This window comes from Rhodococcus sp. ACS1 (genome assembly GCF_002300155.1).
Taxonomy (GTDB): Bacteria; Actinomycetota; Actinomycetes; order Mycobacteriales; family Mycobacteriaceae; genus Rhodococcus_F; species Rhodococcus_F koreensis.
In genome coordinates, this window is sequence record NZ_NSDZ01000006.1 from 256,263 (window position 1) to 281,224 (window position 24,962).

A 24,962-nucleotide genomic window follows, 5' to 3' on the forward strand; every position below is an offset into this window, starting at 1 on the left:
AGAACGGTCACATGGTGAGGACCATGCGATAGCGTGCCCGCCCTTCCTCCATCGCGGCGTAGGCCTCCGCGGCTTCGCTCAGAGGCCGTTCCTCGATCCGGGCGCGCACGCCGGACAGGACCGCGAATTGCATCGTCTCCTCGACGTCGCGGGCGGTGCCGGAGGGGTGGCCGGTGACGTTGACGCCGGGAGTGATCAGCTGCAGGGGACTGATCGGCAGTGGGTCGGGCGTGACACCGACGACGGTGAGCTCACCGAGCGGAAGCAGCCCGCCGACCACGGCACCCATCGCCTTCGAATTCGCCGCGGTACCCAGAACCACCGACACGCCACCGAGTGCACGTAATGCTTCGCTGACGTCGCCGGCGGTGGAGTCGATGTAGTGATGGGCGCCCAGCTGGCGAGCGTCGTCGGCTTTGTCGGCGCCACGAGCGATGGCGATCGTCTCGAAGCCCATCGCCCGGGCGAACTGCACCCCGAGGTGGCCGAGCCCGCCGATGCCCAGGATGGCGACGCGGTCGCCCGGAACTGCTCGTGTCTTCCGCAGCGCGTCGAACGTGGTGACCCCGGCGCAGCCCAGGGGTGCGGCCTCGGTGAAGGACAGTTCGCTCGGAATCCGGGCGAGCGCGTTGGCGGGAACCGTCACGGATTCGGCGTATCCGCCGGGGTACTGCCAGCTCGGCACCTGCAATTTCTCGCAATAGATGAAGGTGCCCTTGCGGCACGGAATGCACTGGTTGCAGTGCCCGCCGAACCAGCCCACCCCGACGCGGTCGCCGACGGCGTAGTTGTCGACGCCGGCGCCGAGTTCGGCTATGGTTCCGGCGATTTCGTGTCCCAGTGTCAACGGCCACGACATCTCGGGGAACGCACCGCTGACGAACGCGTGGTCGGTGCCGCACACGCCGCACGCGGAGACGGCTATGCGAACGTGGTCGCGCGGTGGCGATTCCGTTTCGACGTCGACGAGTGTCAGCGGCTCGCCGGGGGCCTGGACGTGAACTGCCTGATGGGTTGGCATCTGCATCATTCCTGTCTGTCATCGTGAGCGATCGAGACCCACGTTCCAGTCAAGACCCTCGGCGGAACTCCTGACAAGGGTTGACGCAGGCTGTGGGGCGCCTCTTCCGAGCTCGCGCATGTCCGGTATTGACACCGGGGGTGCCGGGGGTCACAATTCACGAAGTTGACATGACTGTCACGTCATACTTTGTTCGATTGCCCGAGGAGGCAGGATGACCACGTCCATATCCGACATGCGAGAACTGGGCCGGCGGTTGAGCAACTGGGGGCGCTGGGGTGCCGACGACGAGCGTGGAACCACGAACCTCATCACTCCCGAGCGTGTGGCGGCTGCCGCTGCGCTGATTCGGACCGGCACGATATTCGAATTGGGCATCCCACTCGACGGGGACGGGCCCCAGCCGGGAGGCAATCGGATCAACCCGATCAGGCTGATGGCCGAGAACGGGCAGGAGCAGGTGCTCCCCGGAGGCTTCAAATGGGCCGACGACTACGTCTTCATGCCGCTGCAGGCGGGCTCGCAGTACGACTCCCTGTCCCATGTGCACTACGACGATCAGCTCTACAACGGTCATCCCGGTACGGGGGTCACCGTCAAGGGTGCCGACAAGTGCGGGATCCACACTCAGGCGAAGGGGATCGCCGGTCGCGGCGTGCTGCTCGACGTCGCGAGGGCGCGCGGTGTGGAGTGGCTCGAGGCCGGGACGGCGATCACTCCGGACGAACTCGACGCCGTCGTCGCCGCACAGGACGTCGAGGTCGGTCCGGGCGACATCGTGCTGATCCGCACCGGTTGGCGCGCAAAGTTTCTCGCCGACCACGATCCAGCAGGATTCATGGCGGGTGAGCCGGGTTTGAGTCTGTCGTGCGCCACGTGGCTGCGGGAGCGCGACGTCGCGGTCGTGGGCTCGGACAACTGGGCGGTCGAGGTGATGCCCGGCGAGAATCCGGGGGCGTTGTTCGAGCTTCACATGGTGCTGATCCGCGACATGGGTATGACCCTTGCCGAGTTGCTCGACTTCGAGGAGCTTTCCGCCGCCTGCGCCGCCGACGGCCTGTACGACTTCTTCTATGCCGGACCGCCTCTGCAGTTCACCCGCGGGGTGGGGTCGCCGATCAACCCGCTCGCGATCCGGTGAGCACCAAGTCCACCACCACCTCATCCGTTCCAAGGAGAAACTGAATGCTGGTCAGCGACATCGTCGAGTACGGCGCGCGCAAGCATCCCGACCGGATCGCGCTGCGATTCGAGGACGAGGCAGTGACCTACGCCGAGCTGCGTGATCGCAGCCGACGGCTCGCGGGTGCACTGCTCGGTGTTGCCGCGCCGGGGGACCGGGTCGCGATCCTGTCCACCAACTGCACCGAGTATTTCGACTGCTACTACGGTGTGCCGATGGCCGGGATGGCCTTGACCATCCTCAACTTCCGTCTGCATCCCGACCAGATTGCCGCGTTGATCGAGCATTCGGGTGCCACCGTGCTCATCGTGGCCGAAGAGTTCGCCGGCGCTGTCGACCAGATTCGCGGTTCTATCCCGTCGGTGCACACGATCGTCTCGATCGGGGCCGCGCCGGGAACCGTCGGCTGGGACGAGTTCGTCGGTGCCGGACCCGCGCAGGCGCCGACGGTTCGGCCGGCACCGGACGACATCGCGTGGCTGGTCTACACGTCCGGCACGACCGGGACACCGAAGGGTGTGATGATCAGCCACCGCAACCTGGTCAGCGGGATCACGTCCTCGGCGCTGCAGTGGGCTCTGCCGGAGGACACGGTCTTCTTGTTCTGTTTCCCGCTGTGCCATGTCGGCGGGTACGTGACGTTGCTCAACCACCTGATGGGAAGCACCGTCGGCATCGTCCGCGCCTACGACAATGCGACGTTCCTGCGTCTCGTGGAGCAATGGCAGGTTACACAGACCGGGCTGGCACCCACGATGATCAACTTCCTGCTCCAGGATCGGGCCCTTGCCGACCACGATCTCAGCACCCTGCAAGCGATCGGGTACGGATCGTCGGCGATCCCGGCGCAGGTGCTGCGGCAGGGACTCGAACGTCTCCGCTGCGACTTCTATCAGGGCATGGGAATGACGGAACTCGCAGGCAACGTGCTCCACCTCGACTACGACGCGCATCTGCGCGCTGCCGGCGGTGAGAGCGGATTACTTGCCGCCGCAGGAAAACCCATGCGCCTGGTCGACATCCGCATCGTCGACGACGCCATGCGCGACGTGCCCACCGGGCACGTGGGGGAGATGGTGGTCCGCGGCGACCAGGTGATGACCGGCTACTGGCGCGATCCGGACGCGACCGCGGCCGCGTTCACCGACGGCTGGTTCCACACCGGTGACCTGGTCCGACGCGACGACGAGGGCTTCGTCTACATCGTCGACCGGAAGAAGGACCTGATCATCAGTGGCGGCGAGAATGTCGCCTCTCTGACCGTCGAGCAGGCCCTCTACCGTCACCCCGCGGTCGCCGAGGCCGCGGCGATCGGCGTCGAGGACGACACCTGGGGCGAACTGGTCTGTGCGGTCGTCGTTCTCCGCGACGGCGCCACGGCCACCGCGGACGACATCATCACCGCTTGCCGGGAACAGCTCGGCGGATTCCAGGTGCCCCGCCGGGTCGAGTTCGTCGACACCCTGCCCCGGAATGTCACCGGGAAGATCCTCAAACGCGATCTGCGCGAACGCTTCTCCCACACCACGGTCTAGTCCCTCTCACCGCGCACGGCGGCGACGATTCTCGTCGCCGCCCGCTGCGCGCTGCCGAAAACAACCCCGCTGGAACGTCTTCCGTCCCTGTGACTTCCCTCTAACGGAGCAACCATGAAACGTATCCTCGCCACGGGCCTGACAGCCCTGTGCGCCACCGCGGCCCTGACCGCATGTTCTGGCCGAGATGACACCGCGACCGCCGCAGGCGGCTGCGACCCCGGCATCACCGACACCGAGATCCACTTCGGCACCAGCCTGGTCCAGTCGATCGCAGGACCCCAGGCGACCGCGGCGTCCGCCCTGTTCGACGAGATCAACGCCGCCGGCGGCGTCGCGATGGGTGATGGCAAGTCTCGCAAGATCGTCTACACCGCACTCGACGACGGATACGACCCGGCGCGCACGGTCGGCAACGTCCGATCGCTGGTCGAACAGCAACACGTCTTCGCGATCCAGAACCTGATCGGCACCGCCTCGACCCTCGCGGTCGTCGACTACCTCGCCCAGAAGAACGTCCCGCTGGTGTTCCCCATGACCGGCACCGACGAACTGCTCACCACCCTCGACGAACGGCCCGTGGTCGCCGGCGCGGTGAACCCGCAGACCGGCTGGGAGGTCGCCGAGCGGGCGAAACAGATCCTTCGCGATCACCCGCAAGGCAAGGTCGCGGTGTTGTACTCGAACGACAGTCTGGGCAACGGCAGTCTCGACGCCCTGAAGTCCGCCCTCGACGGGAGCGGCACACAGATCGTCGCCGAGCAGTCGTACGAACAGACCACACCGTCCGTGGACTCGCAGGTGGTCAACCTCGCGAACTCCGGGGCCGACGTGTTCGTCAACTTCGCCACCGCCGGCTTCGTGACGCAGTCTCTGAAGAAGGCCCACGAGTTGAGCTGGAAGCCGGAGACCTACATCTACTCCGGCGCCACCGACACCAACTTCGTCCTCGCACCGGCGGGCCTCGACGCCGCCGAGGGCGTGCATTCGTTCTACTGGATCTACGACGTCAGCAGCACCGACCACGACCAGGTGCCGGGCGTGCAGGAATGGCGCGCTTTCGCCGATCGGCACGCCGGCGCGTTCAAGTCCTCCGACACCATCGCCGCCACCGGTTACAACACCGCTCAGCTGCTGGTGGCCGCACTCGAACAGATGAAGGGGTGCACCCGCGCCGATCTGCTCGATTCCGTCCGGAATCTGCACGCGGTCACCACCGACCTGTCCATCGACGGCGTCACGTTCGACACGAGCGCGGACTACCCGTACGCAATCACGTCGATGGCGCCGATGACGTTCCGCGACGGCAGCTGGCACTACGACGCTGTGGTCACGCGCAGCGCCGAACGATGACCGCCCGGCCACCGGATATGCCCACGCTGAAAGTCAGCGACGTCCGGTTGCGGTTCGGAGGAGTCGTCGCCCTCGACGGACCGTCGTTCACGATCGAGCCCGGACAGATCGTCGGGCTGATCGGCCCGAACGGCGCCGGGAAGACCACCTTGTTCAACTGCATCAGCAGACTCTACGAACCGGATTCGGGACAGATCACGTTCGGCGGCACCGACCTGCTTGCGCAGTCGGCGGACGGGGTCGCCGACGCCGGGATCGCGCGCACCTTCCAGAACATCGGCTTGTTCCCGACGATCTCGGTGCTCGACAACATCCTCACCGGGGCCTACTCGCGCACCCGGGCGGGCTTCCTCGCCACCGCTCTCGGACTGCCGCGCACCCGCAGGGAGGAGGCAGGCGAACGGGACGAGGCCTGGGCTCTGCTCGAGTCGATGAATCTCGCGCACGTCGGCCGCGAACCGGCAGGCAACCTGCCCTACGGCACCCTGAAACGGGTCGAGCTCGCACGGGCACTGATGCAACGACCTCGCCTGCTGATGCTCGACGAACCGGCGAACGGACTGATCCACGAGGAGGTCCTCGAACTCGCCGAGACGGTCCGCCGGTTGCGCGACGAGCGAGGATTCTCGGTGCTGCTCGTCGAGCATCACATGGCCATGGTGATGTCGATCTCCGACCGGGTGGTGGTACTGAACTTCGGGCAGAAGGTCACCGAGGGCGAACCGGCAGAGGTCGCTGCTCACCCCGAGGTCATCGAGGCGTACCTGGGCGGTGCGGCATGAACCTGCTCACCGTGGAAAACCTGCATGCCCGATACGGCCGTGCGGAAGTGCTGCACGGCATCGACTTCCAGGTACCGGCAGGGGAGGTGACCGTGGTACTCGGCGCGAACGGCGCAGGCAAGACCACCATCCTCCGATCGATCTGCCAGATGGTCCGCACCAGCGGGTGCATCAGGCTCGACGGCCGCGACATCACCGGCATGCGCACCGACCGGATCGCCCGGCTCGGTGTGGCCCATGTTCCGCAGGGCCGCGGCACCTTCGGCACCCTGACGGTGGAGGAGAACCTTCGCGTCGGGGGATTCACGACGTCGGCGGCGATCACCGACCGGGCCGTCGAGCACTGGTACGACTTCTTCCCGCGACTACGCGAGCGACGTAACCAGCAGGCGGGCGGGCTCAGCGGCGGTGAACAGCAGATGCTCGCGATCGCCCGCGCGCTGGTGGCCGGGCCGCGTCTGCTGCTGCTCGACGAACCGTCCCTCGGCCTGGCCCCGCGCATCACGCAGGAGGTTTTCCGTGCGCTCGGCAGGATCAGCCAGGAGACCGAGACCACGATCCTCGTGGTCGAACAGAACGCGCACCTCGCCCTCGAGATAGGCACGTCCGCGGTTCTCGTCGACGCGGGCCGAGTCGTCGCCCAACGCCCCGCCGCCGGATTGGCGCACGACGAGTCGGTGCGACGCGCCTACCTCGGCTACTGAGCACAGGAGAGTGGTCATGGATGTATTTCTCCAACAATTGGTGGACGGGCTCATGTGGGGCGCCGTGTACGGCGCGTTCGCGCTGAGCATCGTCCTGGTCTACCGCGCATCGGGAATCGTCAACTTCGCGCAGGGCGAGATGGCGATGTTCTCGGCGTTCTTCGCCTGGCAGTTCCACGCATGGGGTGTGCCGCTGTACCTCGCCGTCCTCGGCGCGATGGCGGTCGCCTTCGTCGGCGGAGCCGCCACCGAACGGGTACTGATCCGGCCGCTGGCATCGTCGCCGAACCACATGCCGCTGGTCATCATCACCCTCGGCCTGATGCTGGTGCTCAACAGCGCCGCCGGCTGGATCTGGGGCGTGCAGAGCAAGGAGTTCCCGGCGATCGTGTCCGGGCCGGTGCTCACGCTCGGTCCGGTTGCGGTTTCCCAGCAGTCGCTGGTCATCGTCGCCGCCGTCGTCGTGGTCGCGGCGCTGCTGTTCGTCCTGTTCCAGCGGACGAAAGTCGGGCTGGCGATGCGGGCGGCGGCAGACAACCCGGACTCGGCGCAGCTGATCGGCGTGCCCGTCGGCCGGATGCTCATGATCGGCTGGGGCCTCGCCGCGACCATCGGAGCCCTCGCCGCCTCCCTCGCGGCGCCGCAGCTGTTCCTGCAACCGAACATGCTCGTCGCCTCGCTGATCTACGCCTTCGCCGCCGCCGTCCTCGGCGGCCTCGACAGCCCGGTCGGTGCACTCGTCGGCGGATTGTGCGTGGGTGTCGCGGAAAACCTTGCCGGCACCTACATTTCCTGGATCGGCCACGACTTCAAACAGGCCGTGGCGTTGGCCCTGATCCTCGGTGTGTTGCTCCTCAAACCCGAGGGTCTGTTCGGTGCACGGAAGGTGGCCCGAGTATGAGAATCGTCGAACTGCTTCGCCGTCCCCGCGCCGAACTCGATCCACCACGGTGGCTGGCGAGAGCGACGGTTGCGGTGGTGCTCCTCGTGACGGCGGTGGCGCCGTTGGTGTCGGCGCCGTACGTCAACTTCGATCGATCCATGGTGCTGGTGTACGTGGTGGTCGGGCTGGGACTGAACCTGCTGACCGGCAACACCGGTCAGATCTCTCTCGGCCACGGCTTCTTCTTCGCCGTCGGTGCGTACCTCAGTGCCGTGCTGGTCGAGAATCACGACGTCCCGTACCTGCTGCTCCTTCCGGTCGCGTTCGCGGTCTGTTTCGTGATCGGGTACCTGTTCGGCCTGCCCGCCCTGCGCCTCCACGGACTTCAGTTGGCGCTCGCCACTCTAGGGCTGGCACTGGTCACCCCGGCGGTGATCAAACGGTTCGAGCACGTCACCGACGGCCAGGCGGGAATTAACATCGCCGGCGCCGAACCCCCGGCATTCAGCGGACTCGAACGCGACCAGTGGGTGTACTACCTGTGCCTGGTGGTGGCGCTGATCGCCTTCTTCGTGGTCCGGCGACTCTCCACCGGCCGGATCGGTCGATCACTGATCGGGATCCGGGACTACGAGGCTGTCGCCACGACGCTCGGCGTCCCGGCCACCCGCACGAAGACGACGGTGTTCGCGCTCAGCGCGGCCTTCGCCGGCATCGGCGGCGTGCTCTACAGCTTCGTGGTCCAGTACGTCGGCCCCGAGGCATTCGGGCTCCCGTTGGCGATCGCCTTCATCACCATGATCGTCATCGGTGGCCTCGGCACCGTCCCCGGTGTGGTGTTCGGGGCGTTCTTCGTGCAGTACGTGCCGCAGTGGACAGCGGAGATCAATCAGTCGGCGGCGGGCATCACGTACGGTGCGGCGTTGATCGTCTTCATCTTCGTGATCCCGTACGGGCTGATCAGTGTGATCCGGTGGGTGCTGGGGCCGCTGGTGAGCAAGATCCCCGGCGCTCGCCGACACAGGCGGGCTGTGTCTTCGGTCGACGAGGATCCGCGGGAGCTGGTCGCCTCCCACTGACGATCTGTGGTGGGCTCGAAACGGGAAGTGCCCGGCGGACGAATCCGCCGGGCACTTCCCGCTTTTCGCAGCTATGCGTTCATGTGCCGGGGATTGGCCACCCGCAGGCGGGCCACAACGGCGATCGAGATCGCCCGGAGCACGCTGTCGTCGAGGTAGTCGAGAGCCCCCGCGCGAATCCGTGCGGCAAGCTCGGCCTCGGACGCGCATCCGAGCGCACCGAGGGCGCCGTCGAGCAGGGAATCGGCGCCGTTCCCGGCATCGAGTTCACGCCCCGCGGTGCGCAACAGGTTGACGCAGATCCGCAGGAGATACCGCTCCCGCTCGTGCGTTCCGTCGAGGGCCGGTCCGAGGTCGTCGGCCAAAGTGCCGGCCACGAGGTCGAGGATCTCCGGGACACTGGGCCTGTCGTGCACGGTGCGCCCGGGTGGCGCCGGCGGGGGAGCGGTTGCGGCGTCGTCGAGCAGTCCGAGGACGTCGAGCAGGTCGTATTCGGATTCGCAGACCCGGCGTCCGATGGCCGCCAGTTCGAGGGACCGCTCGGCCCCGCCGAGGTGACGTTCGGCCTGAAACCTGCTCAGCACCAACCATCTCACGGTTCCGAACGTTTCCCACCAGTGCAGTTCGGGCAACGACGGCCTCGTCCCGGTGGCCTTCTCGTAGCCGTCCAGGAGCTGGTCGCGGGCGCCGATTCCGGCGACGGGCTCATCCGCGCCGAACCGCCACGCCCGCACGCACAGCCAGCCGAGGTCCTCGACGGGGTTACCGAGGTGGGCGAGTTCCCAATCGAGCACTCCGCGGATGCCGGTTCCGTCGACGAGAAGGTTTCCGATCCGGTAGTCGCCGTGTACCAAAGCCTGCGGTCGCGACGGTGGACGGTGGTCACGCAACCATCGCAGACCCACCTCGACCGCGGGCCGGGGTTCGCCGAGGTCGCGGTAGGTGGCCTCGAGCGCGTCCACCGGGTCGGTGGTGTCGAGCACGGCGAGAGAGTCCAGGGGAGTGCGGTGGATCAGGCCGAGGACATAACCCATGTCCTCGGCGAGACGGCTGCGCACCTCGTCGAAGGCGGGGTCCCGCTGCAGTTTCCGGGGGAGTGATTCGCCCTCCACCTTGTTCATGATCAGGTACGGGGCGTCGATGCCGGGTGCGGTGTCCCCGGAAGCGAGGACGGTGGGCACCGGCACTCCCGCGGCGGCGGTGGCCCGCAGGCACGCCACCTCCGCGCGCATCCGGGCGGCGTCGCCGTGCCCGGGCGGGTCGCGGCGCAACACGACGGGCAGGGGTTGCCCGTCCGGGCCGTCGGCGTCGACGGCCCACACCTGCCGGCTGGCGCCGCCGGTCAGCTGCCGGGGTTCCCCGACCGTGGCGTCCATGCCGTAGGCGGCGGCCAGGACGGCGCGGATGCCGTCCGCGAGGGCTACGGGAGCGTCGGTCATCGCCATGGTGCAGCCTCGGGATCGCGCAGCAACCGGCGGGCGGTCGACATACGGTGAACTTCGTCGGGACCGTCGTAGATGCGGGCGTACCGCGCCTGCCGGTACATCCGCTCGAGTGGGGTATCGGCGGTCAGGCCGAGCGCCCCGTGAATCTGGATGGCTCGGTCCACGACGTCGTGGAGCATGCGGGCGCCCCAGAATTTCACCAGCCCGATGCGCACCCTGGCGTCCTCCCCGGCGTCCATCGCGCGAGCGGCATCGAGAGTCATGAGCCGGGCGGCGTGGATCTGGGCGGCGGATTCGGCGATGTAGCGGTGCACTTCGCCCTTCTCCGCGAGCAGTGAGCCGTGGGCGTAGCGGGTGTTCGCGCGGGCACACATCAACTCGTATGCGCGCTGAGCCTGCCCGAGCCACCGCATGCAATGGAATATCCGGCCGGGGCCGAGCCGGTCCTGGGCCACCGCGAAGCCCTTGCCGCGTTCGCCGAGGAGATTGGCGGCGGGGACGTGCACATCGGTGAGCCGGACCTCGTAGTGATCACTCGGGTCGTGCCCCATCGTCGGGATCGACCGGACGATCTGGAATCCGGGGGTGTCGGTCGGCACGATGATCGCGCTGATGCGCTCGTGCCTCGGGGCGGTGTCGGGTTCGGTCCGGGCGAAGACCGAGCAGTAGCCGGCGTCCTTTACGCCGGTGGTGAACCATTTGTGTCCGTTGATGATCCAGGTGTCGCCGTCGAGGTCGGCGCGTGTCTCGATGAGGGTGGGATCGGATCCCGCCGCGTCCGGTTCGGTCAACCCGACGGACGGCAGGAATTCCCCGGCGACCAGCGGGGGAATCCATCGCTGCCGTTGCTCGGGAGTGCCGTGTTTGTGCAGCATCAGGGTGTCCTGCATGGACACCGAGCCGACGGCCAACTGGCCGAACTCCGAGCGTCCGATGATCTCGTTGAGATGCACGAAGTCGAGGAACGGGACACCGCCACCGCCGAGTTCGGCGGGATGGCCGAGCGCCCACAAACCGAGTTCCTTGGCCCTCGAACGTAATTCGTCGATGGCCACGTGAGCGGGGCCGTCCTCGTTCACCAGGATGGGTTCGGCGGGGATGACGGCCTCGTCGATGAACGAGCGCATCCGCGCGCACAGTTCGGGGAGCGGGACGGCGGAACGGGTTTCGGGCATGTCAGCGCTCCCGTCGCCGGCCGGCCTGCGCGCGCAGGGGCAGGGTGGCGGCGGAGTCGACGTATTCGTCGATACGGGTGATCCGGCCGTCGTCGACGCGGACGAACAGGCACGCAGGCACCTCCAGCGGTCCGTGGCCGGGCAGCGTGGCGCGCAGGACGTGCTGCTGGGCAAAGCCCTCCGGCAACTCGTGGCGGCGGATGTCCTCGTAGCGCAGGTCCTCGAGAGTGCGCGAGAGCCAGCGCAGCACCGTCAGGTTCTCGGCGACCGTCTGTTCGCGTCCGTCGTCGTTGTGCCAAATCCGAGCGTCCGGTGCGTACAGCTCGGTCAGTGTCGTTTCGTCGCCGTCACCGACGGCGGCGAAGAAGCGATCAGCCAGCTCGTTCATGCGAAAATCCGTCTCTTCCGTGTGGTGCTGCGCGCGGAGCGGCGGAGTGTTCCGTCGCGGTGTCGGCAGCGAGGTGGTCAATTGCAGGCGGTGCCGGTGGGAACCGGTCGGCCCCCGGCCGAGAGCAGTCTGCTTGTGAGGGATTTGCCGAGCAGGCGCTCGGCCAGTCGAGCCGCGTCGAGTTCGATGTCGATGTCGATGCCGGTGGTGATGCCGCCGTCCTCGAACATGTAGGCCAGTTCCTCGGTGGCGATGTTGCCGCTCGCGCCCGGCGCGAAGGGGCACCCACCGAGCCCGCCGACGGAGGCGTCGAACTGGCGGATGCCCGAGGTGTATGCGGCCCACGCGTTCGCCAGGCCTTGGCCGCGGGTGTCGTGCAAGTGCAGGCCGAGGTCGACGCCCGGGGCGGCGGCGCGCACCCGGGCGAGCACGTCTGTGGTGCGCACCGGCGTCGCGGTCCCGATGGTGTCGGCGACCGACACCGCATCGGCACCCGAAAGAACTGCACGCCGCGCGATGTCGGCCACGCGCTCCGGTGGGGTGGGTCCGTCGAATGGGCAGTCGAACGCGATGGCGACGATCACTTCGAGTGTGCCGCCCGCCTGGTGAATCAGTTCGGCGACGGGGGTGATCAGCGCGATCGACTCCTCGCTGCTGCGGCCGACGTTGGCCCGGCTGTGCCCGTCGGACGCGGAGACGACGTACTCGAGGCGGGTCAGACCCGCTGCGAGTGCTCGCTTGACGCCGCCGAGTCCGGCAACCAGCGCCGAGAAGGTGACGTGTGGCCAGCGGCCGAGTTGGGCGGCGACGGCCTCGGCGTCGGTCAGCGCCGGGACGGCCCGCGGGGAGACGAAGGACGTGACCTCGATGCGCCGGACACCGGTCGCGGCGAGCGCGTCGATCAGCTCCAGCTTGGCGGCGGTGGGAATGGGCTTCTCGATCTGCAGTCCGTCGCGGGGCCCGACCTCCCGGATGTCGACCTCCGGTGGAATCGCGGTCACGAGATCGTGCCCTGCTCGCGCAGTGCGGTGAGTCGGTCGGCGTCGTAGCCGAGGATTTCGGTGAGCACCTCGTCGGTGTGGGTGCCCGGGCGGCTGGGCCCACCCCAGCGGACCCCGCCCGCGGTCTCGCTGAGTTTCGGGATCACCCCGACTCCCTTCACCGGCTCCGGATCGAATCCGGTGTCGCCGGGCCCGAGGGAGGGGTCGACGTGGTCGACGAAGATCTCGCGGGCGTTGAACTGGGGATCGGCCATCACCTCGGCGACCGTGTTGACCGGGCCCGTGACCACCTCGAACTTGGTCAGCAGCTCGATCAGCTCCGCCGCGGGGAAGCCGGCCGCCCACTCGGCGATCAGGGTGTCGAGCTCGTCCTGGTGATCACCGCGCGCGGTGTGGGTGGCGTAGCGCGGATCGGTGGCGAGGTCGGGGCGGCCCATCGCAGCGGACAGACGCGCGAACAGCGTGTCCTGGTTGGCCGCGATGATCACCCACAGTCCGTCCTGCGTGCGATACAGATTGGACGGTGCGACGCGGTCGAGGCGGGTGCCGGAGGGTTGCCGGACGTGACCGGTCTTGTGGTAGTCGGGAACGGTGGACTCCTGGATGGCGAGTGCGGCCTCGGTGAGCGCGGCATCGACGATCTGTCCCCGGCCGGTGCGTTCGCGCGCGATGAGCGCGGCGAGGACACCCTGGAAGGCGAACATCCCGGCGAGGCTGTCGCCGAGCGAGAGCGCGATCCGCGGGGGCGCCTGGCCGGGAAATCCGTTGAGGTGCCGCAAGCCGCTGATGCCCTCGGCGACCGACGCGTATCCGGGACGCGCGGCGTACGGACCGGTCTGGCCGTAACCGGAGACCCGGGCCAGGACCAGCCGCGGGGAAATTTCCCGGAGAACGTCGTAGCCGACGCCCCAGCGCTCGAGGGTGCCGGGCCGGAAGCTCTCGACGACGACATCGGCGGTGGCGACGAGGTCGAGGAAGATCCGCCGGCCGGCCTCGGTGCGCAGGTCGAGGTTCACGCACCGTTTGTTGCGGGCGTGCACGGACCAGAAGTATTGGTGCCCGCCCTCGGCCTGGCCCCAGTCCCGCAGGGGGTCGGGACGATCGGGGGCTTCGATCTTGATGACGTCGGCGCCCATGTCACCGAGGAGGCGCCCGCAGTACGGGCCTGCGATGAGGGTGCCCAGTTCGAGTACCCGCAGGCCGTCGAGCGCTCCCTGCGGTGTGTCGGTGGTAGCGGACGCGAACGGTGGGTGCGTTGTCATTGTGCGTGCCTTCGGGGAGATCGGAACAACGGCCGAGTCGACGAGATCGATCGGTCGGCCGTTGGTCAGTCGATGGTGAGGGGTGTGCAGGAAGCGCACCGTCGGGATCGTGACCCGGCACGGTTCTCGGCGGGGGAGCGCGCGGCGCTCAGTTCCGGTCGAGACCGAGTGCGCCGAGGCACATCTGGTCGAGGGTGTCGAGCAGGGCCGCCTCGTCGGCGTCGTCACCCTGGATCAACCACAGGTACAGGGTGTGGTCGACCATGGCGGCCATCGCGCGGGCCGCCAGCACCGGGTCGAGAGTGGCGGTGACCAGTCCGTCCTGCTGCCAGCGTGCGATCGCGCGAGAGGTCCGGTCGATCAGCTGACGGCGGTGCTCGTGACGGAGTTCGCGGAATTCGTCGTTGAACGTCGCGACCTGTTCGACGATCGCCATCAGCGGGGCGTTCCGGCGGTAGGACTGATAGTACGAGCGGTTCGACGCGACCAGTTTCTCCGCCGGAGACAGGTCGCCGTCGGTCGGCTCGCGGCGGTGCATGTCCTCGAACAATCGAGTGCTCAGCTCCCGGAACACTTCTTCCTTCGACTCGAAGTAGCGGTAGAAGGTGCCGTAGGAGACGTTCGCCTCCTGGGCGATGTGTTCGACCCGGGTGTCGGGGAATCCGACCGTCTCGAACACCTTCCGGGCGGCGTCGAGCAGTGCGTCGCGTGTCTTGCGGCCACGCGCGGTCAGGGTGTCGACAGTGGCCGGCGTGGACGGGGTATTGACAGATGACTTGCTCACAGACAAACTCTCCCAATAGATGACATGACTGTCAAGTCATTTTTGTTCGCTTCTCGCGACGACTTCACCACATCGGAAGGACCGCCATGAGCAATCCGAACTCCAAGTACGAACTTCGGGGTATCAACCACCTTGCGCTGGTGTGCTCGGACATGCAACGCACCATCGATTTCTACTCGGGCGTCCTGGGCATGCCCCTGATCAAGACCATCGAGCTGCCGGGGGATCTGGGCCAGCACTTCTTCTTCGACTGCGGCAACGGCAACACCATCGCCTTCTTCTGGCTGGCCGATTCCCCCGAGGCCGCGCCCGGTCTCGCCGCCCCCAAGGGGCTCCCCGACGAGGGTGAACTCGCGAGTGCGGTCGGGTCGATGAATCACGTCGCGTTCGCGGTGCCTCCGGAACAGTTCGACGAGTACTACACCCGCATGCAGGCCGAGGGAATCAAGGTCAGTCGGGTCCTCAACCACGACGACAGCTCCGCCGGCGTGTCCCGGCACGTGCACCCGGGCACCTTCGTGCGCTCGTTCTACTTCCAGGACCCGGACGGCGTACTGCTCGAATTCGCCTGCTGGACGCGAATCTTCACCGAAGTCGACGTCTCGCACGAACCGAAGACCGCCGCCGATCGGCGCGTACCCACCGCATCCTGACCGCCACCGCCCGAAAGGAAATGCCGTGCCCCGTCTGCGTGAGGTACCCCGCGCCGAAGTCACCGACGAGAAGATCCTCTTCTTCTACGACCGACTGTTCGGACCCGACAAGGATCCCGCCGTCGATCACGGCACCATCCACGCCACCCCCGGCGACTGGTGGACCGTGTTCGCCCAGTCACCGGACGTGTTCCGGCACGCCGTCCGCGGATTCTCGCTCTACCGGAACGTCACCCTGGACCCCCTGTTGCGTGAACTGGGGCAGGCCAGGGCCGGGTACGCACGCGGAAGCCAGTTCGTCTTCTCCCAGCACTGCAAGCAGATGCGATCCCTCGGGGCGCCGGAGAAAAAGATCGCGGCCCTTCCGCACTGGCAGGTCAGCGACTGCTTCTCCGCACTCGAGCGGGCGGTCCTGGCCTACACCGACGGCCTCGTCTACGACGGCGGCCGGGTGCCGGACGAGGTGTTCGCGGTCCTGAAGGCCCATCTGACGGATCCCGAAATTCTGCAGCTGACCTACATCACCACTCTCTACGACATGCACGCCACGATGTGCCGGGCCCTTCGCCTCGAATTCGACGACCGGCCGGAGTTGATCGCCGAGGTCGAGATTCCCGCCGGCATCGAGGTCCGTGACCTTTCGGCCGACCTGTCCGGAGAATGACACTCGCTCCGCTACCGGTCGCCGCTCCTCACGTGGGTAGCTCAGCCCCGGACTGCTCGGCGGCCATGTACTCGGCGTACCAGTCGGGCCAGTTCGGGTCCTCCTCGCCGGTGCGCTCTTCGTGCCGGCCGTGGGCGGCCGCCGCCCGGCGGAGCGCGGTCGCCAGGTCGCGTGCGGAGCCGAACGACGTGGTGGCCGTGTCGATCCGCCCGGGAAGCCTGGTGGTGACCTCCTGCAGCAGCCAGGAATTGCCGTCGGGGTCGCTGAACGACGCCAGGGAGGAGTAGCTGCGGCGGTCGGGGTCCGGCCCGTCTGCAGGCCCGTCCGCGCCGCGGTGGAATACGCTCACCGCGACGCCGGCAGCGACCAGCTGGTCACGGGCGACCTCGATGTCGGAGACGATGAGATATCCCCTGGCCGAACCGGGTGCGGCCGTGGTGAGGTCTGCGCCGAAGTGAATCGAGGCGTCGGAGCCGGGCGGAGTGAACTGGACGACGCCGGAGTCGGGTGGTGTGACGTCCTGTCTCCAGCCGAGTGTGGTGTAGAACTCGGTGGCGCGGTCGACGTCCGAGACGGGGAGGACGACGACCTCCAGCTTCATGTCGACGGTCGGGACATTCGTGGTGCTGGTTGCCTGGTCGGTGTGAACTTCGTTGGTGCTCATGGGTTTCCTCTCGCGATGTGTCGGGATCGATCGAACAGGCCCTGCGAACCAGTCCGTCTGTCGTCGTGCGGTCGTCAGAAGACGAACTGCTGGCCGCCGTCGATGTCGTACGTCGCACCGGTGAGTGCCGTGTTGCTCATGATGTGGACGGCGAGGGCTGCGACGTCGGCAGGGCCGACGACCCGGCCGATCGGAAGCTTCGTCCGCAACTCGTTCCGCCGTTCGTCGAGCCGATCGCCGAGCAGCGATGCCGACAGCGGGGTGTCGACGAAGCCCGCGGCGATGAGGTTGACGCGAACCGGCGCGAGCTCGAGAGCGAGGGCCGCCGTGAACGGGGGCAGTGCGGCCGTGGCGGCGGAGGCAATCCCTAGGCCGTGACCGATGCGCCGGCCGCCGGTGCCGCCCATGAACAGCAGCGTGCCCCCGGGCCGCATCTTGTTCGCCGCATTACGCGCGACTTCGAGCCCCAGCACTATGTGCTCGGTGAGCTGCCGGCGCACCTCGTCCGCGTCCATCTCGAGCAGGGGAGCGTAACGCGGGCCGCCTGCCGTCACCAGCACATGGTCGATCGGTGTCGGCAAGTCCTCGAAGAACCTCCGCAATGCGGCCGGGTCGTTGGCGTCGAACGCTGCGGTGCGCTGCGTGCCGACGTCTGCCGCTGCGGCCTCGAGCCGGTCGGGGTTGCGCCCGGTGAGGATGACGTCGGCACCCTCCATCCGGGCGCGTCGCGCTGTCTCGAGCCCGATGCCTGCGCTGCCGCCGATGAGGACGACGGTCTGTCCGGCCAGCTCCGGTTCGCGCTGCATCGAGCATCGTGTGGTTTCGCTGGTCACGATTTCTCCGATCGGTAGCGTCGGCCACTGATCACCGGGATTCGCACGCGTGGCGCTCGTACGCCGATCGACCATGTCGGCGCGGTCGGGGAGAGCACGTCGCAGTCCGGCACCGCGCGACCTCGAGTCGCGGGTCGGTGTCCGCCTACGGAAATGTTTCTACAGTCGTCGCGGCGGGGCAAGGGGCGCGGCACCAATCGCCGTCGATTGATTTCGGCGAACACCAGGGTGGGATCAACCATCGGGACGTGGGTCTGGTTTCCCATCCGCCGCTACCGGATGGTCGTGAAGGTCGTCAGTCTTCCAGCGGCGCGCCGGTGGTCTTGGGGCCGAACACGGCGACGATCACCTCCGCTGCGACCCAGCGCGCTGCGACGGGTACGAACATCGCACGCGCCCGACTTGGATCGCCATCAGGTTGTCGTCCCATCGCGGCAATCGAGCGCGAGGATCACGTGTCCAATTGGCACCGGACCGCATCGCCACTCTCAGCGGTCCGACGGAAGATTCTCCGTGTGACCCCGCATATGGACCGAGGCCACGTGAGGCGAGTTGCGGTCCTCATCATCGTGGCTACCTGACGCCGCCGGCAACGGAAAGCAGTCGAAGGCGATCCGAAGTGAACCAGGAGGAGTCCGGGCCAATGCGGACGAAGAACTCGTGGTCCACGACCCCGGTCTCGGGACCCGAGAGCCCAGGGTGCCGTAGTTGTTGAGTAGCGGGCGTTCTGCCTGGGGTTTCCGATCTTCGGAGGTGTCTCGGGGGCGGCGGAGCGGGCATAGGGACAGGGATTGATCATGGGTGTGTCTTACGCATCCGATGCTCATCCGCGAGGAGTCACCTATGCCCGCCGGGACAGTGTCCCCGATCGACCCGTGTCTTGACCAGCTGACCCGGTGGACCGACGCCGTCGCCGCCCCGGAGCGGGTGCCGGAACTGCTCACGGTGCTCGACGAGCGGCTGCCCGATCCTCGTGGCCTCCGCGGTCGGCGCTATCGACTCTCGTCGTTGGTAGCGGTCGCGCTGTGTGCGGTGGCCGGCGGAGCCCGCTCGTTCTATGCGATCGCCGACTGGGCGGCCGGTGTCGGCCCGGAGGTGCTGGTGCGGTTGGGTATTCGGTTCCGGGTGCCGAGCGAGGCGACGCTGCGGTTGGTCCTCGAACGCATCGACGGCGACGATCTGGACCAGGTGCTCGGCCGCTACCTGTCCGACAGCAACGGTGACGGCGGTGGGCGTCCGGTGGTGGCAGTGGACGGCAAGACGGTGCGCGGAGCACGGGCCGGACAGGAGCCGGCACCGCATCTGGTCTGCGCGGTCACCCACGACGGCGCCACCGTCCTCGGGCAGTGCCGGACGGCAGAGAAATCCAACGAGATCCCCGCCGTGCGCCGACTGCTGCGGGGCATCGATCTGGTCGGGGCGGTGATCACGATCGATGCGATGCACACCCAGAAGACCACCGCCCGGTGCCTGCGGGAACAGTGCCGGGCAGACTACGTGATGATCGTCAAGGCGAACCAGCCCGGATTGTTCGCGCGGGTGAAGGCGCAACCCTGGGAGCGGGTTCCGGTGGTGTGGCAGGACGGCCTCGAGCGTCACCACGGCCGCGAGGAGCAGCGCAGCTACAAGATCATCACTGTGCCCCGGGGCCTGCGGTTTCCGTACGCACAGCAGGTCGTGCAGATCACCCGGCGCCGGCGCCGGATCGGCACCGAACGATGGGGTGTCGAGGTTGTCTACGCGATCTGTTCACTGCCGTGCGAGCAGGCACCACCGAAGCTGTTGTCGGCGTGGATCCGCGGTCATTGGACCATCGAGAACAAGATCCACTGGGTGCGGGACGTGACGTTCGACGAGGACCGTTCCACGATCCGCACCGGCAGCGGCCCGCAGGTGATGGCGACGTTGCGGAACACCGTGATCAGCCTCCACCGCCGGGCCGGACAGTCCAACATCGCCCGCGCCTGCCGGCGACTCGCCGCCAACCCTGTTCACGCAGTCGACCTGATCCTGGGAACCTGAAAACGCAGCTCACAGCTCCAGAAATCAACAACTACGGCACCCTGCCCGAGAGCCCGTGCGGACCTGGTCGAGCGTCGGCCAATTCGGCGGCGCTCGACCAGCCAGCGTGTTTACGTCACGATCGGGGGAAGCCATTGGCCTCAGACGACGAAACCTCCCGGCCCCATTATCCCGGTTTGAATCCATTTCTCGAGATCTTCCCTTGCGGATTCATCGACGAACTCGAAGCGAACCCCGCCGGTAGTCTTCGGGTTCGTGTACCACGCAAACGTGGTTCCATCGGGGTTCAAAACCTCGCCATCCGATTCCACTCCGGAATCGAGATACCGCTTCTTGTTTTCATCGATTTTCGCGTCCCACATGCCGATGTGATGCAGGCCCTCCCCGTGACCAGCGGAATAAACTCCGTCACCCTTGGCTTCGAGCAGTTCCATATAAGGGGGTCCTTGTTGAGAATATGTAACTCGCAGGTCGAACTCGTGTTCGTCGGGATCCGCCAGTCTATTGAGATGCACTTCGGTCGGCTCATGGAAGGTAAGCCCAAAAAGATGCCCGTACAGCGTGATTGCGTTGTCGATGTCTCTGACGAGAATTCCGTAGTGATAGACGTTCGGTGATTCCATGTGCGTTCCTTTCGGGACTGCGAGCAAATTGGACGACGGGAAGATGGTGCTGAACCTGCCCTCTCCTAATGCTTCTTCCTGATCTCATCCGCTCCAATCCGTTCATCCGGAGACAGAATTCGCGCATTTTCATTCATGTTCCGCGGTCGCACTGTCCGGAGCCAGGAGTTGGTACGGTCGACAAGACCGACTATGCCATCCGGAAAAAACAGCACAATCAGGATGAACAGAAACCCGAGGACGAAGAGCGGTTCGGACACTGTGCGACTTGCCCATTCAGGTAGGCCGTCGAGCACGCCGGACGTAGAAAGCTCGGGCAGCCTCAAAGTGAGGATTCCGTATACGAGGCCACCGATCGCTGCACCCCAGATCCGACCGCGGCCGCCCAAAACCACCATGACGATCAATGCAAGACTGAAATGCACTGATGCGCTGGACGGATTGGCGCCCCGCGCAACCAAGAGATACACCGCCCCGCCCGCCGCCGCGATCACGCCGCCGAAAGCATATGCAACCAGCTTGTAGCTGTACGAGAACAACCCGAGACTTTCGACCCGATCCTCGTTCTCGCGGATCGCTTGCCACACCTGGCCACAACGAGACCGCGTCGCCATCCACGCCAGAAGGTAGGCGACCACGGCGAATGCGAGCGATAGCCAGTAGAGCCAGCGGACGTCGCGGGCGCTGGCGAGCAGATCGGGGATCTGCTCGAAGGCAACAGGCAGGCCCTCCTCGCCGCCGAAAATCCCCGCAGGATCAACCAGGAGCAAAATGTAGAAGGCCTCGCCGAACGCCAGCGTGACCATCGTGAAGGCGACCGCCTTCACGCGAAGGGCGATCGCTCCCAGCGCGGTATTGACCAGCCCGGACAGCGCGATGGCAAGCGCTGCAGCGGAAAAATACCCCAGGCCTGCGTGCATCAGCAGGTTGGTTGCGTAGATTCCCAGAGCGAAAACCAGGGCATGACCAGCGCTCAGCAGGCCGGTGTATCCGAATACGACATCGAAAGATATCGCGACACCAGCGAATACAAGGCCGATCGACAAGATGAGCAGAGAACCGGAACTCGACAACTGTCCGGGGAGAAGGATCGGAATCGGAACATCCAACATCGGTAGAGCAGCCAAAACGAGAATGACCGTGAGGCCCACTCGCGCCCCGACGGAAATCCGCCTCGGGTGCATCTTTCCCGGACTCCGGTCGACGGGCAACCGTGTCTGGGTACTGGATAACGGAATCATGCTGACGCAACCCTTCCGAGCAAGCCCTGTGGGCGCAGTAGGAGCACAGCCGCAAGCAGACCGACGACCGCGATGTCGCCCAGCCCAGTGCTCACGTAGAAGTTCACGATTTGCTGAGTGAAGGCGACGAGAGCGGCAGCGATGGCGGTGCCGCCGATTGATCCGAGTCCGCCGATAATCACCACGATGAAAGCGAAGATCAACAGATTCGGACCGAGGGCAGGGGTAATTCCCGTGAAGTAGACCGCGCCCAGCGCGCCACCCAGGCAGGCCAAGGCAGCGCCCAGTACGAACACGAAGGTGAAGCTCCGCGCGACATCGATGCCCAGCGCCTGAACCATCCGCCTGTTCTCCACACCTGCGCGGATGATCAACCCGTACTTGCTCTTCTTCATGAAGAACAGCAAGCTCACCAGCACCAAGGCTGATATGCCGAAGATAAGGATTCTGCTGTTGGGAATGCGTCCACCGAGGATCACCGTGACGTCGGTGAACCAGGCCGGCTGTGCGATCGATTGCGGCGAATACGAGAAAATACCGCCGATGAGCCCCTCCATGACGAATGCGAGCCCCAACGTGATGAGGATCTGTGTGAGGTGATCACCGTAGTTGCGCGCTATCAGCGTCCGCTCTACGAAATATCCTAGAACGCATCCGAATATGACCGCCACAACTATGGCGACAGCGAAACGTGCAGCGAGGGAATCTATCAAGTCGAACCGGTCCATGACGACCCAGGCCGCATATCCGCCCACCCCAAAGGTCGCGGCATGCGCAACATTCAGGACGTCCATCAAGCCGAATATCAGGGAAAGCCCTGAAGAGAGGAGGAAATACAGGCCCGCGAGTCCGAGGCTCGTAGCAGTGAGGACGATAAGAGTTGTCATTGTGCAGACCCCTTTTCGGTCCCGATCGTGTTGCTGCCACGGGAAGACGGCGCGACACCGAGGTAGCGCTGCGTGAGATCCGCATCTGCGGCCAAATCCTCCATCGAACCGGTAAAAACAACTGCGCCGTGGTCCAGCACGATCGCATCGGTAGCCAGGCGCTGCGCGACTCGGATGTTCTGGTCGACGAGCAAGATTGTGGTGGCGCTGGCGGCCTTCGCCAGAGCCTCGACTACCTGGCCGACCACGATGGGCGCCAATCCCTTGCTCGGCTCGTCGATGAGGAGCAAGCGGTTCGGGTTCAGGATGGCACGCGCGATTGCCACCATCTGCTGCTGGCCTCCGGACAGCGCTCCCGCCCGCTGAGCGCTCCGATGCAGCAAGTCTGGAAACAATTCGTGTACGAGATCCAGACGTTGGGTCGCCTCCGGTGTCCGCGCAGCCAATCGAAGATTCTCGGCGACAGTCAACGTGCTGAAGACCTCGCGGTCCTCGGGCACGTATCCGATACCTCGGCGGACCAGGTGGTGGGTCGGCACGCCCAAGATCTCGTCACCGTAGAGCCTGATGCTGCCGCTGCCCTCGAGCAAACCGAGAATTGTCATCAACGTTGTCGTCTTCCCAGCGCCGTTGCGACCGAGCAGTGCGGTGACACGACGTGGACGTACCTCGAACGACACACCTTCCAGAACATGTGCTTCCCCGCGGTGCACCTGAAGGTCTCGCACGGACAGGGCAGCGTCGCCGGCGGACATCAGAACTCCGGCCCGAGGTAGGCGGCTTGGACCCGCGGATCGGACATCACTGCGTTCGGCTCGTCGCACAGAAGAAGACCGCCGTCTTGCATGACGGCAATACGATCCGACGCGTCCAGAACGAGATCCATTCGATGCTCGACCATCACCACAGTACGGCCCGTGTCGTGCACCGCCCGTACGACGTCGATCAGCGCGTGGACATCCTCGGCGGAGACACCGGCCGTCGGTTCATCCAAGAGCAACACGCGCGGGCGCGCGCACAACGCGAGGGCTATCTCGAGCTTCCGCTTGTCTCCGTACGGTAGGTCGGACACGATGTTTCCGCCCATGTCGTGCAGGCCGACCTCTTCGAGGTGCTCTCGCGCACGCTCGGTGGCTCGATCGTGGGCCGATGGCCTGCCCCACAGGTTCATGCTCCCGCCCAGCGCAGCCTGGGCCGCCAACCGTGCGTTCTCGAGGACCGTCAGTCCAGCAAACAGGCTCGACGTCTGGAACGTCCGTCCCAAGCCGCGCCGGACACGGTGTGCGGCTCCCATCCTGGTGATGTCCTGACCATCGAAGTGGACTGAACCCGATGAGGGGCGATACACCCCTGACAGAAGATTCATCAACGTGCTCTTGCCGGCGCCGTTGGGCCCGATAACGGTGAGAAACTCGCCACGCCGGACACGGAGTCCGACATCGCTGACGATGGCGAATCCGCCGACACTCCAGGAGAGATCGACTGTCTCGAGCGCATATTCGATCGCGGGTCCCAGTACCTGTGAGGACGGCAGCGTCCGGTCAAGTGCTGCGGTATCTTTCATGGTTTCGCTGCCTCACTGCCGACGTTTCCGACTGTGTGGGCGACCAATTCGCCATCGTTGTCACTGAGCGAGACGAGGTACATGTCCTGAAGTAGGGCGTGGTCACCTGAGCGGATTGTCATAGGTCCTTTCGGCGCCTCGAATGACCACCCGTCGAGTGCCTCGATCATGCCTTCGACGTCGTCGGGGCCCGCAGTGGATAGTGCATGCACGATCTGCTGAGCAGCCACGAATCCGTCGTGAGTGGACAGGTCGGCATCGGGCACTCGCTCGGTCAGGCAATCGTTCATTTCGCCGCCTGGTGCGCCAGGGTAATAGTGCGTCACGAAGTTGATCTTCTCGGCGGCGTCACCATAGATGGACCAGTGCGGCTTCTCGACCAGCACGCTCGCCACCGTGGTCGTGTCCAAGATTCCTTGTTGCGACATCGCTTGCCACATGGACGGAGCCCCATCGCCGTAGTAGACAACAATCAGTAGATCGGGCTTCAACTCGCTGATTCGCCGCGCGTAGGGCGTGAACTCATTCGTGTCCAAAGGCACAAGCACTTTCTCTACTTCAGATCCGCTCGATTCGAGGATGCCGGTGATCGTAGAGGCGTACTTCTGTCCGAATGCGTAGTCCTGGGCAAGTACTACCGTCTTGTTATTGTTCTTCTCGAGGACGCTGCTCAGGGCGGCCGCTTCCTGATACGCCTGTCGCGAGGCACGGAAAGTGTTGGCGTTCAGACCGGTGACATCATCGATCCCCGCGGCACCGGAGATGTACAGGAGATTCTGTTGCTCGGCGAAGTGGCCGAGTTGCATCGCGGCGGCGGACGACGTGGTGCCGGTGAGGATGTTGATCCCGTCACCAACCATCCTGGTGGCCGCAGCGAGCGTCTGCTCGGGATCGCCGCCGTCATCGGCGTAGACGAATTCGATTGGCTTGCCGTCGACTTCGTTGGTGCCTTCGGTGCTGCAGTACAGGCCGGCCTCCAGTCCGTCCTTGATCATGTTTCCGTAGGTACCGAACGATCCGGTGAGCGACGTTGTCACGCCCACTCGTATCGCATCTCCCGATGTGCCGGAACCCGTCGAGCTGCAAGCGACCAACCCGACCGATGCCAGCAATGCTGCGGACAGTACACACGCGCCTCGCCGTGTACTCCGTAAAATCACCACAATTTGCCCCTTCAGGAAGATTCTCGTTGCACGAAATGCCTGCATCTGAGGAA

At 65.9% G+C, this 24,962-nt stretch carries 25 protein-coding genes; 10 read left to right on the plus strand and 15 right to left on the minus strand.

Going from position 1 to position 24,962, the window contains the following annotated elements; all coding sequences use genetic code 11:
• Nucleotides 1-7: 7 nt before the first annotated feature.
• On the minus strand, nt 8-1,021 hold the full coding sequence (locus CJ179_RS29735) for an alcohol dehydrogenase catalytic domain-containing protein (RefSeq protein ID WP_072941910.1): 1,014 nt from the start codon (nt 1,019-1,021) through the stop codon (nt 8-10).
• Nucleotides 1,022-1,235: 214 nt separating this feature from the next.
• On the opposite strand from CJ179_RS29735, the gene CJ179_RS29740 reads away from it, so the two are divergent.
• From CJ179_RS29740 to CJ179_RS29770, 7 genes are all read left to right on the plus strand, one after another.
• On the plus strand, nt 1,236-2,162 hold the full coding sequence (locus tag CJ179_RS29740) for a cyclase family protein (protein WP_095863793.1): 927 nt from the start codon (nt 1,236-1,238) through the stop codon (nt 2,160-2,162).
• A gap of 44 nt (nt 2,163-2,206) precedes the next feature.
• A complete protein-coding gene (locus CJ179_RS29745; RefSeq protein WP_095863794.1) occupies nt 2,207-3,739 on the plus strand; it encodes a long-chain-fatty-acid--CoA ligase in 1,533 nt (510 codons plus the stop codon).
• Nucleotides 3,740-3,853: 114 nt separating this feature from the next.
• Complete coding sequence (locus tag CJ179_RS29750; protein WP_095863795.1) at nt 3,854-5,092, plus strand: ABC transporter substrate-binding protein; 1,239 nt, start codon at nt 3,854-3,856, stop codon at nt 5,090-5,092.
• Nucleotides 5,089-5,874, plus strand: a complete 786-nt coding sequence (locus CJ179_RS29755) for an ABC transporter ATP-binding protein (protein ID WP_095863796.1) — start codon at nt 5,089-5,091, stop codon at nt 5,872-5,874. Before CJ179_RS29750 ends, CJ179_RS29755 begins: the two co-directional genes overlap by 4 nt.
• Nucleotides 5,871-6,578, plus strand: a complete 708-nt coding sequence (locus tag CJ179_RS29760) for an ABC transporter ATP-binding protein (protein ID WP_072941411.1) — start codon at nt 5,871-5,873, stop codon at nt 6,576-6,578. Before CJ179_RS29755 ends, CJ179_RS29760 begins: the two co-directional genes overlap by 4 nt.
• Nucleotides 6,579-6,594: 16 nt before the next feature.
• Nucleotides 6,595-7,479 (plus strand): branched-chain amino acid ABC transporter permease, encoded by an 885-nt coding sequence (locus tag CJ179_RS29765; protein ID WP_095863797.1) that lies wholly within the window; start codon nt 6,595-6,597, stop codon nt 7,477-7,479.
• Nucleotides 7,476-8,540 (plus strand): branched-chain amino acid ABC transporter permease, encoded by a 1,065-nt coding sequence (locus CJ179_RS29770; protein WP_095863798.1) that lies wholly within the window; start codon nt 7,476-7,478, stop codon nt 8,538-8,540. Before CJ179_RS29765 ends, CJ179_RS29770 begins: the two co-directional genes overlap by 4 nt.
• Nucleotides 8,541-8,611: 71 nt before the next feature.
• Here the strand turns inward: CJ179_RS29770 and CJ179_RS29775 are convergent, their stop codons facing one another.
• From CJ179_RS29775 to CJ179_RS29800, 6 genes are all read right to left on the minus strand, one after another.
• Nucleotides 8,612-9,985: a phosphotransferase family protein gene (locus tag CJ179_RS29775; RefSeq protein WP_257015835.1), complete on the minus strand. Its 1,374-nt coding sequence runs from the start codon at nt 9,983-9,985 to the stop codon at nt 8,612-8,614.
• Nucleotides 9,976-11,160 carry an acyl-CoA dehydrogenase family protein gene (locus CJ179_RS29780; RefSeq protein WP_095863799.1) on the minus strand — a complete coding sequence of 395 codons (1,185 nt, stop codon included), beginning with the start codon at nt 11,158-11,160 and terminating at the stop codon, nt 9,976-9,978. Before CJ179_RS29780 ends, CJ179_RS29775 begins: the two co-directional genes overlap by 10 nt.
• 1 nt (nt 11,161) lies before the next feature.
• Entirely contained in the window at nt 11,162-11,548 is a 387-nt protein-coding gene (locus tag CJ179_RS29785) for a nuclear transport factor 2 family protein (RefSeq protein WP_095863800.1), read from the minus strand.
• 77 nt (nt 11,549-11,625) lie between these two features.
• On the minus strand, nt 11,626-12,549 hold the full coding sequence (locus CJ179_RS29790) for a hydroxymethylglutaryl-CoA lyase (protein ID WP_095863801.1): 924 nt from the start codon (nt 12,547-12,549) through the stop codon (nt 11,626-11,628).
• Nucleotides 12,546-13,811 (minus strand): CaiB/BaiF CoA-transferase family protein, encoded by a 1,266-nt coding sequence (locus tag CJ179_RS29795; protein ID WP_095864015.1) that lies wholly within the window; start codon nt 13,809-13,811, stop codon nt 12,546-12,548. Before CJ179_RS29795 ends, CJ179_RS29790 begins: the two co-directional genes overlap by 4 nt.
• Nucleotides 13,812-13,959: 148 nt before the next feature.
• The gene (locus CJ179_RS29800) at nt 13,960-14,595 is read right to left on the minus strand and encodes a TetR/AcrR family transcriptional regulator (protein ID WP_095863802.1); all 636 of its coding nucleotides are present in this window, start codon (nt 14,593-14,595) and stop codon (nt 13,960-13,962) included.
• A gap of 86 nt (nt 14,596-14,681) precedes the next feature.
• Between CJ179_RS29800 and CJ179_RS29805 the strand changes: the two genes are divergently transcribed.
• Nucleotides 14,682-15,248 (plus strand): VOC family protein, encoded by a 567-nt coding sequence (locus CJ179_RS29805; protein WP_095863803.1) that lies wholly within the window; start codon nt 14,682-14,684, stop codon nt 15,246-15,248.
• Nucleotides 15,249-15,273: 25 nt separating this feature from the next.
• Nucleotides 15,274-15,912, plus strand: coding sequence for a carboxymuconolactone decarboxylase family protein (locus tag CJ179_RS29810; protein ID WP_095863804.1), 639 nt, complete (start codon nt 15,274-15,276; stop codon nt 15,910-15,912).
• A 28-nt stretch (nt 15,913-15,940) separates the two neighbouring features.
• Here CJ179_RS29810 and CJ179_RS29815 read toward each other — a convergent pair whose 3' ends face one another.
• Both CJ179_RS29815 and CJ179_RS29820 read right to left on the minus strand, forming a co-directional pair.
• A complete protein-coding gene (locus CJ179_RS29815) occupies nt 15,941-16,576 on the minus strand; it encodes a VOC family protein (protein WP_095863805.1) in 636 nt (211 codons plus the stop codon).
• A 74-nt stretch (nt 16,577-16,650) separates the two neighbouring features.
• Nucleotides 16,651-17,409: an SDR family oxidoreductase gene (locus tag CJ179_RS29820; protein ID WP_179377673.1), complete on the minus strand. Its 759-nt coding sequence runs from the start codon at nt 17,407-17,409 to the stop codon at nt 16,651-16,653.
• 843 nt (nt 17,410-18,252) lie between these two features.
• On the opposite strand from CJ179_RS29820, the gene CJ179_RS29825 reads away from it, so the two are divergent.
• On the plus strand, nt 18,253-19,431 hold the full coding sequence (locus CJ179_RS29825; protein WP_179377674.1) for an ISAs1 family transposase: 1,179 nt from the start codon (nt 18,253-18,255) through the stop codon (nt 19,429-19,431).
• A gap of 140 nt (nt 19,432-19,571) precedes the next feature.
• Here CJ179_RS29825 and CJ179_RS29830 read toward each other — a convergent pair whose 3' ends face one another.
• From CJ179_RS29830 to CJ179_RS29855, 6 genes are all read right to left on the minus strand, one after another.
• Complete coding sequence (locus CJ179_RS29830; protein ID WP_095863807.1) at nt 19,572-20,054, minus strand: VOC family protein; 483 nt, start codon at nt 20,052-20,054, stop codon at nt 19,572-19,574.
• Between the two features lie 65 nt (nt 20,055-20,119).
• Nucleotides 20,120-21,205 (minus strand): branched-chain amino acid ABC transporter permease, encoded by a 1,086-nt coding sequence (locus CJ179_RS29835; RefSeq protein ID WP_179377675.1) that lies wholly within the window; start codon nt 21,203-21,205, stop codon nt 20,120-20,122.
• A gap of 86 nt (nt 21,206-21,291) precedes the next feature.
• Nucleotides 21,292-22,182, minus strand: a complete 891-nt coding sequence (locus CJ179_RS29840) for a branched-chain amino acid ABC transporter permease (RefSeq protein ID WP_095863809.1) — start codon at nt 22,180-22,182, stop codon at nt 21,292-21,294.
• On the minus strand, nt 22,179-22,937 hold the full coding sequence (locus CJ179_RS29845; protein WP_095863810.1) for an ABC transporter ATP-binding protein: 759 nt from the start codon (nt 22,935-22,937) through the stop codon (nt 22,179-22,181). The genes CJ179_RS29840 and CJ179_RS29845 overlap by 4 nt, the downstream gene beginning before the upstream one ends.
• The gene (locus tag CJ179_RS29850; RefSeq protein ID WP_095863811.1) at nt 22,937-23,746 is read right to left on the minus strand and encodes an ABC transporter ATP-binding protein; all 810 of its coding nucleotides are present in this window, start codon (nt 23,744-23,746) and stop codon (nt 22,937-22,939) included. Before CJ179_RS29850 ends, CJ179_RS29845 begins: the two co-directional genes overlap by 1 nt.
• Complete coding sequence (locus tag CJ179_RS29855; protein ID WP_179377676.1) at nt 23,743-24,783, minus strand: substrate-binding domain-containing protein; 1,041 nt, start codon at nt 24,781-24,783, stop codon at nt 23,743-23,745. Before CJ179_RS29855 ends, CJ179_RS29850 begins: the two co-directional genes overlap by 4 nt.
• Nucleotides 24,784-24,962: the final 179 nt, after the last annotated feature.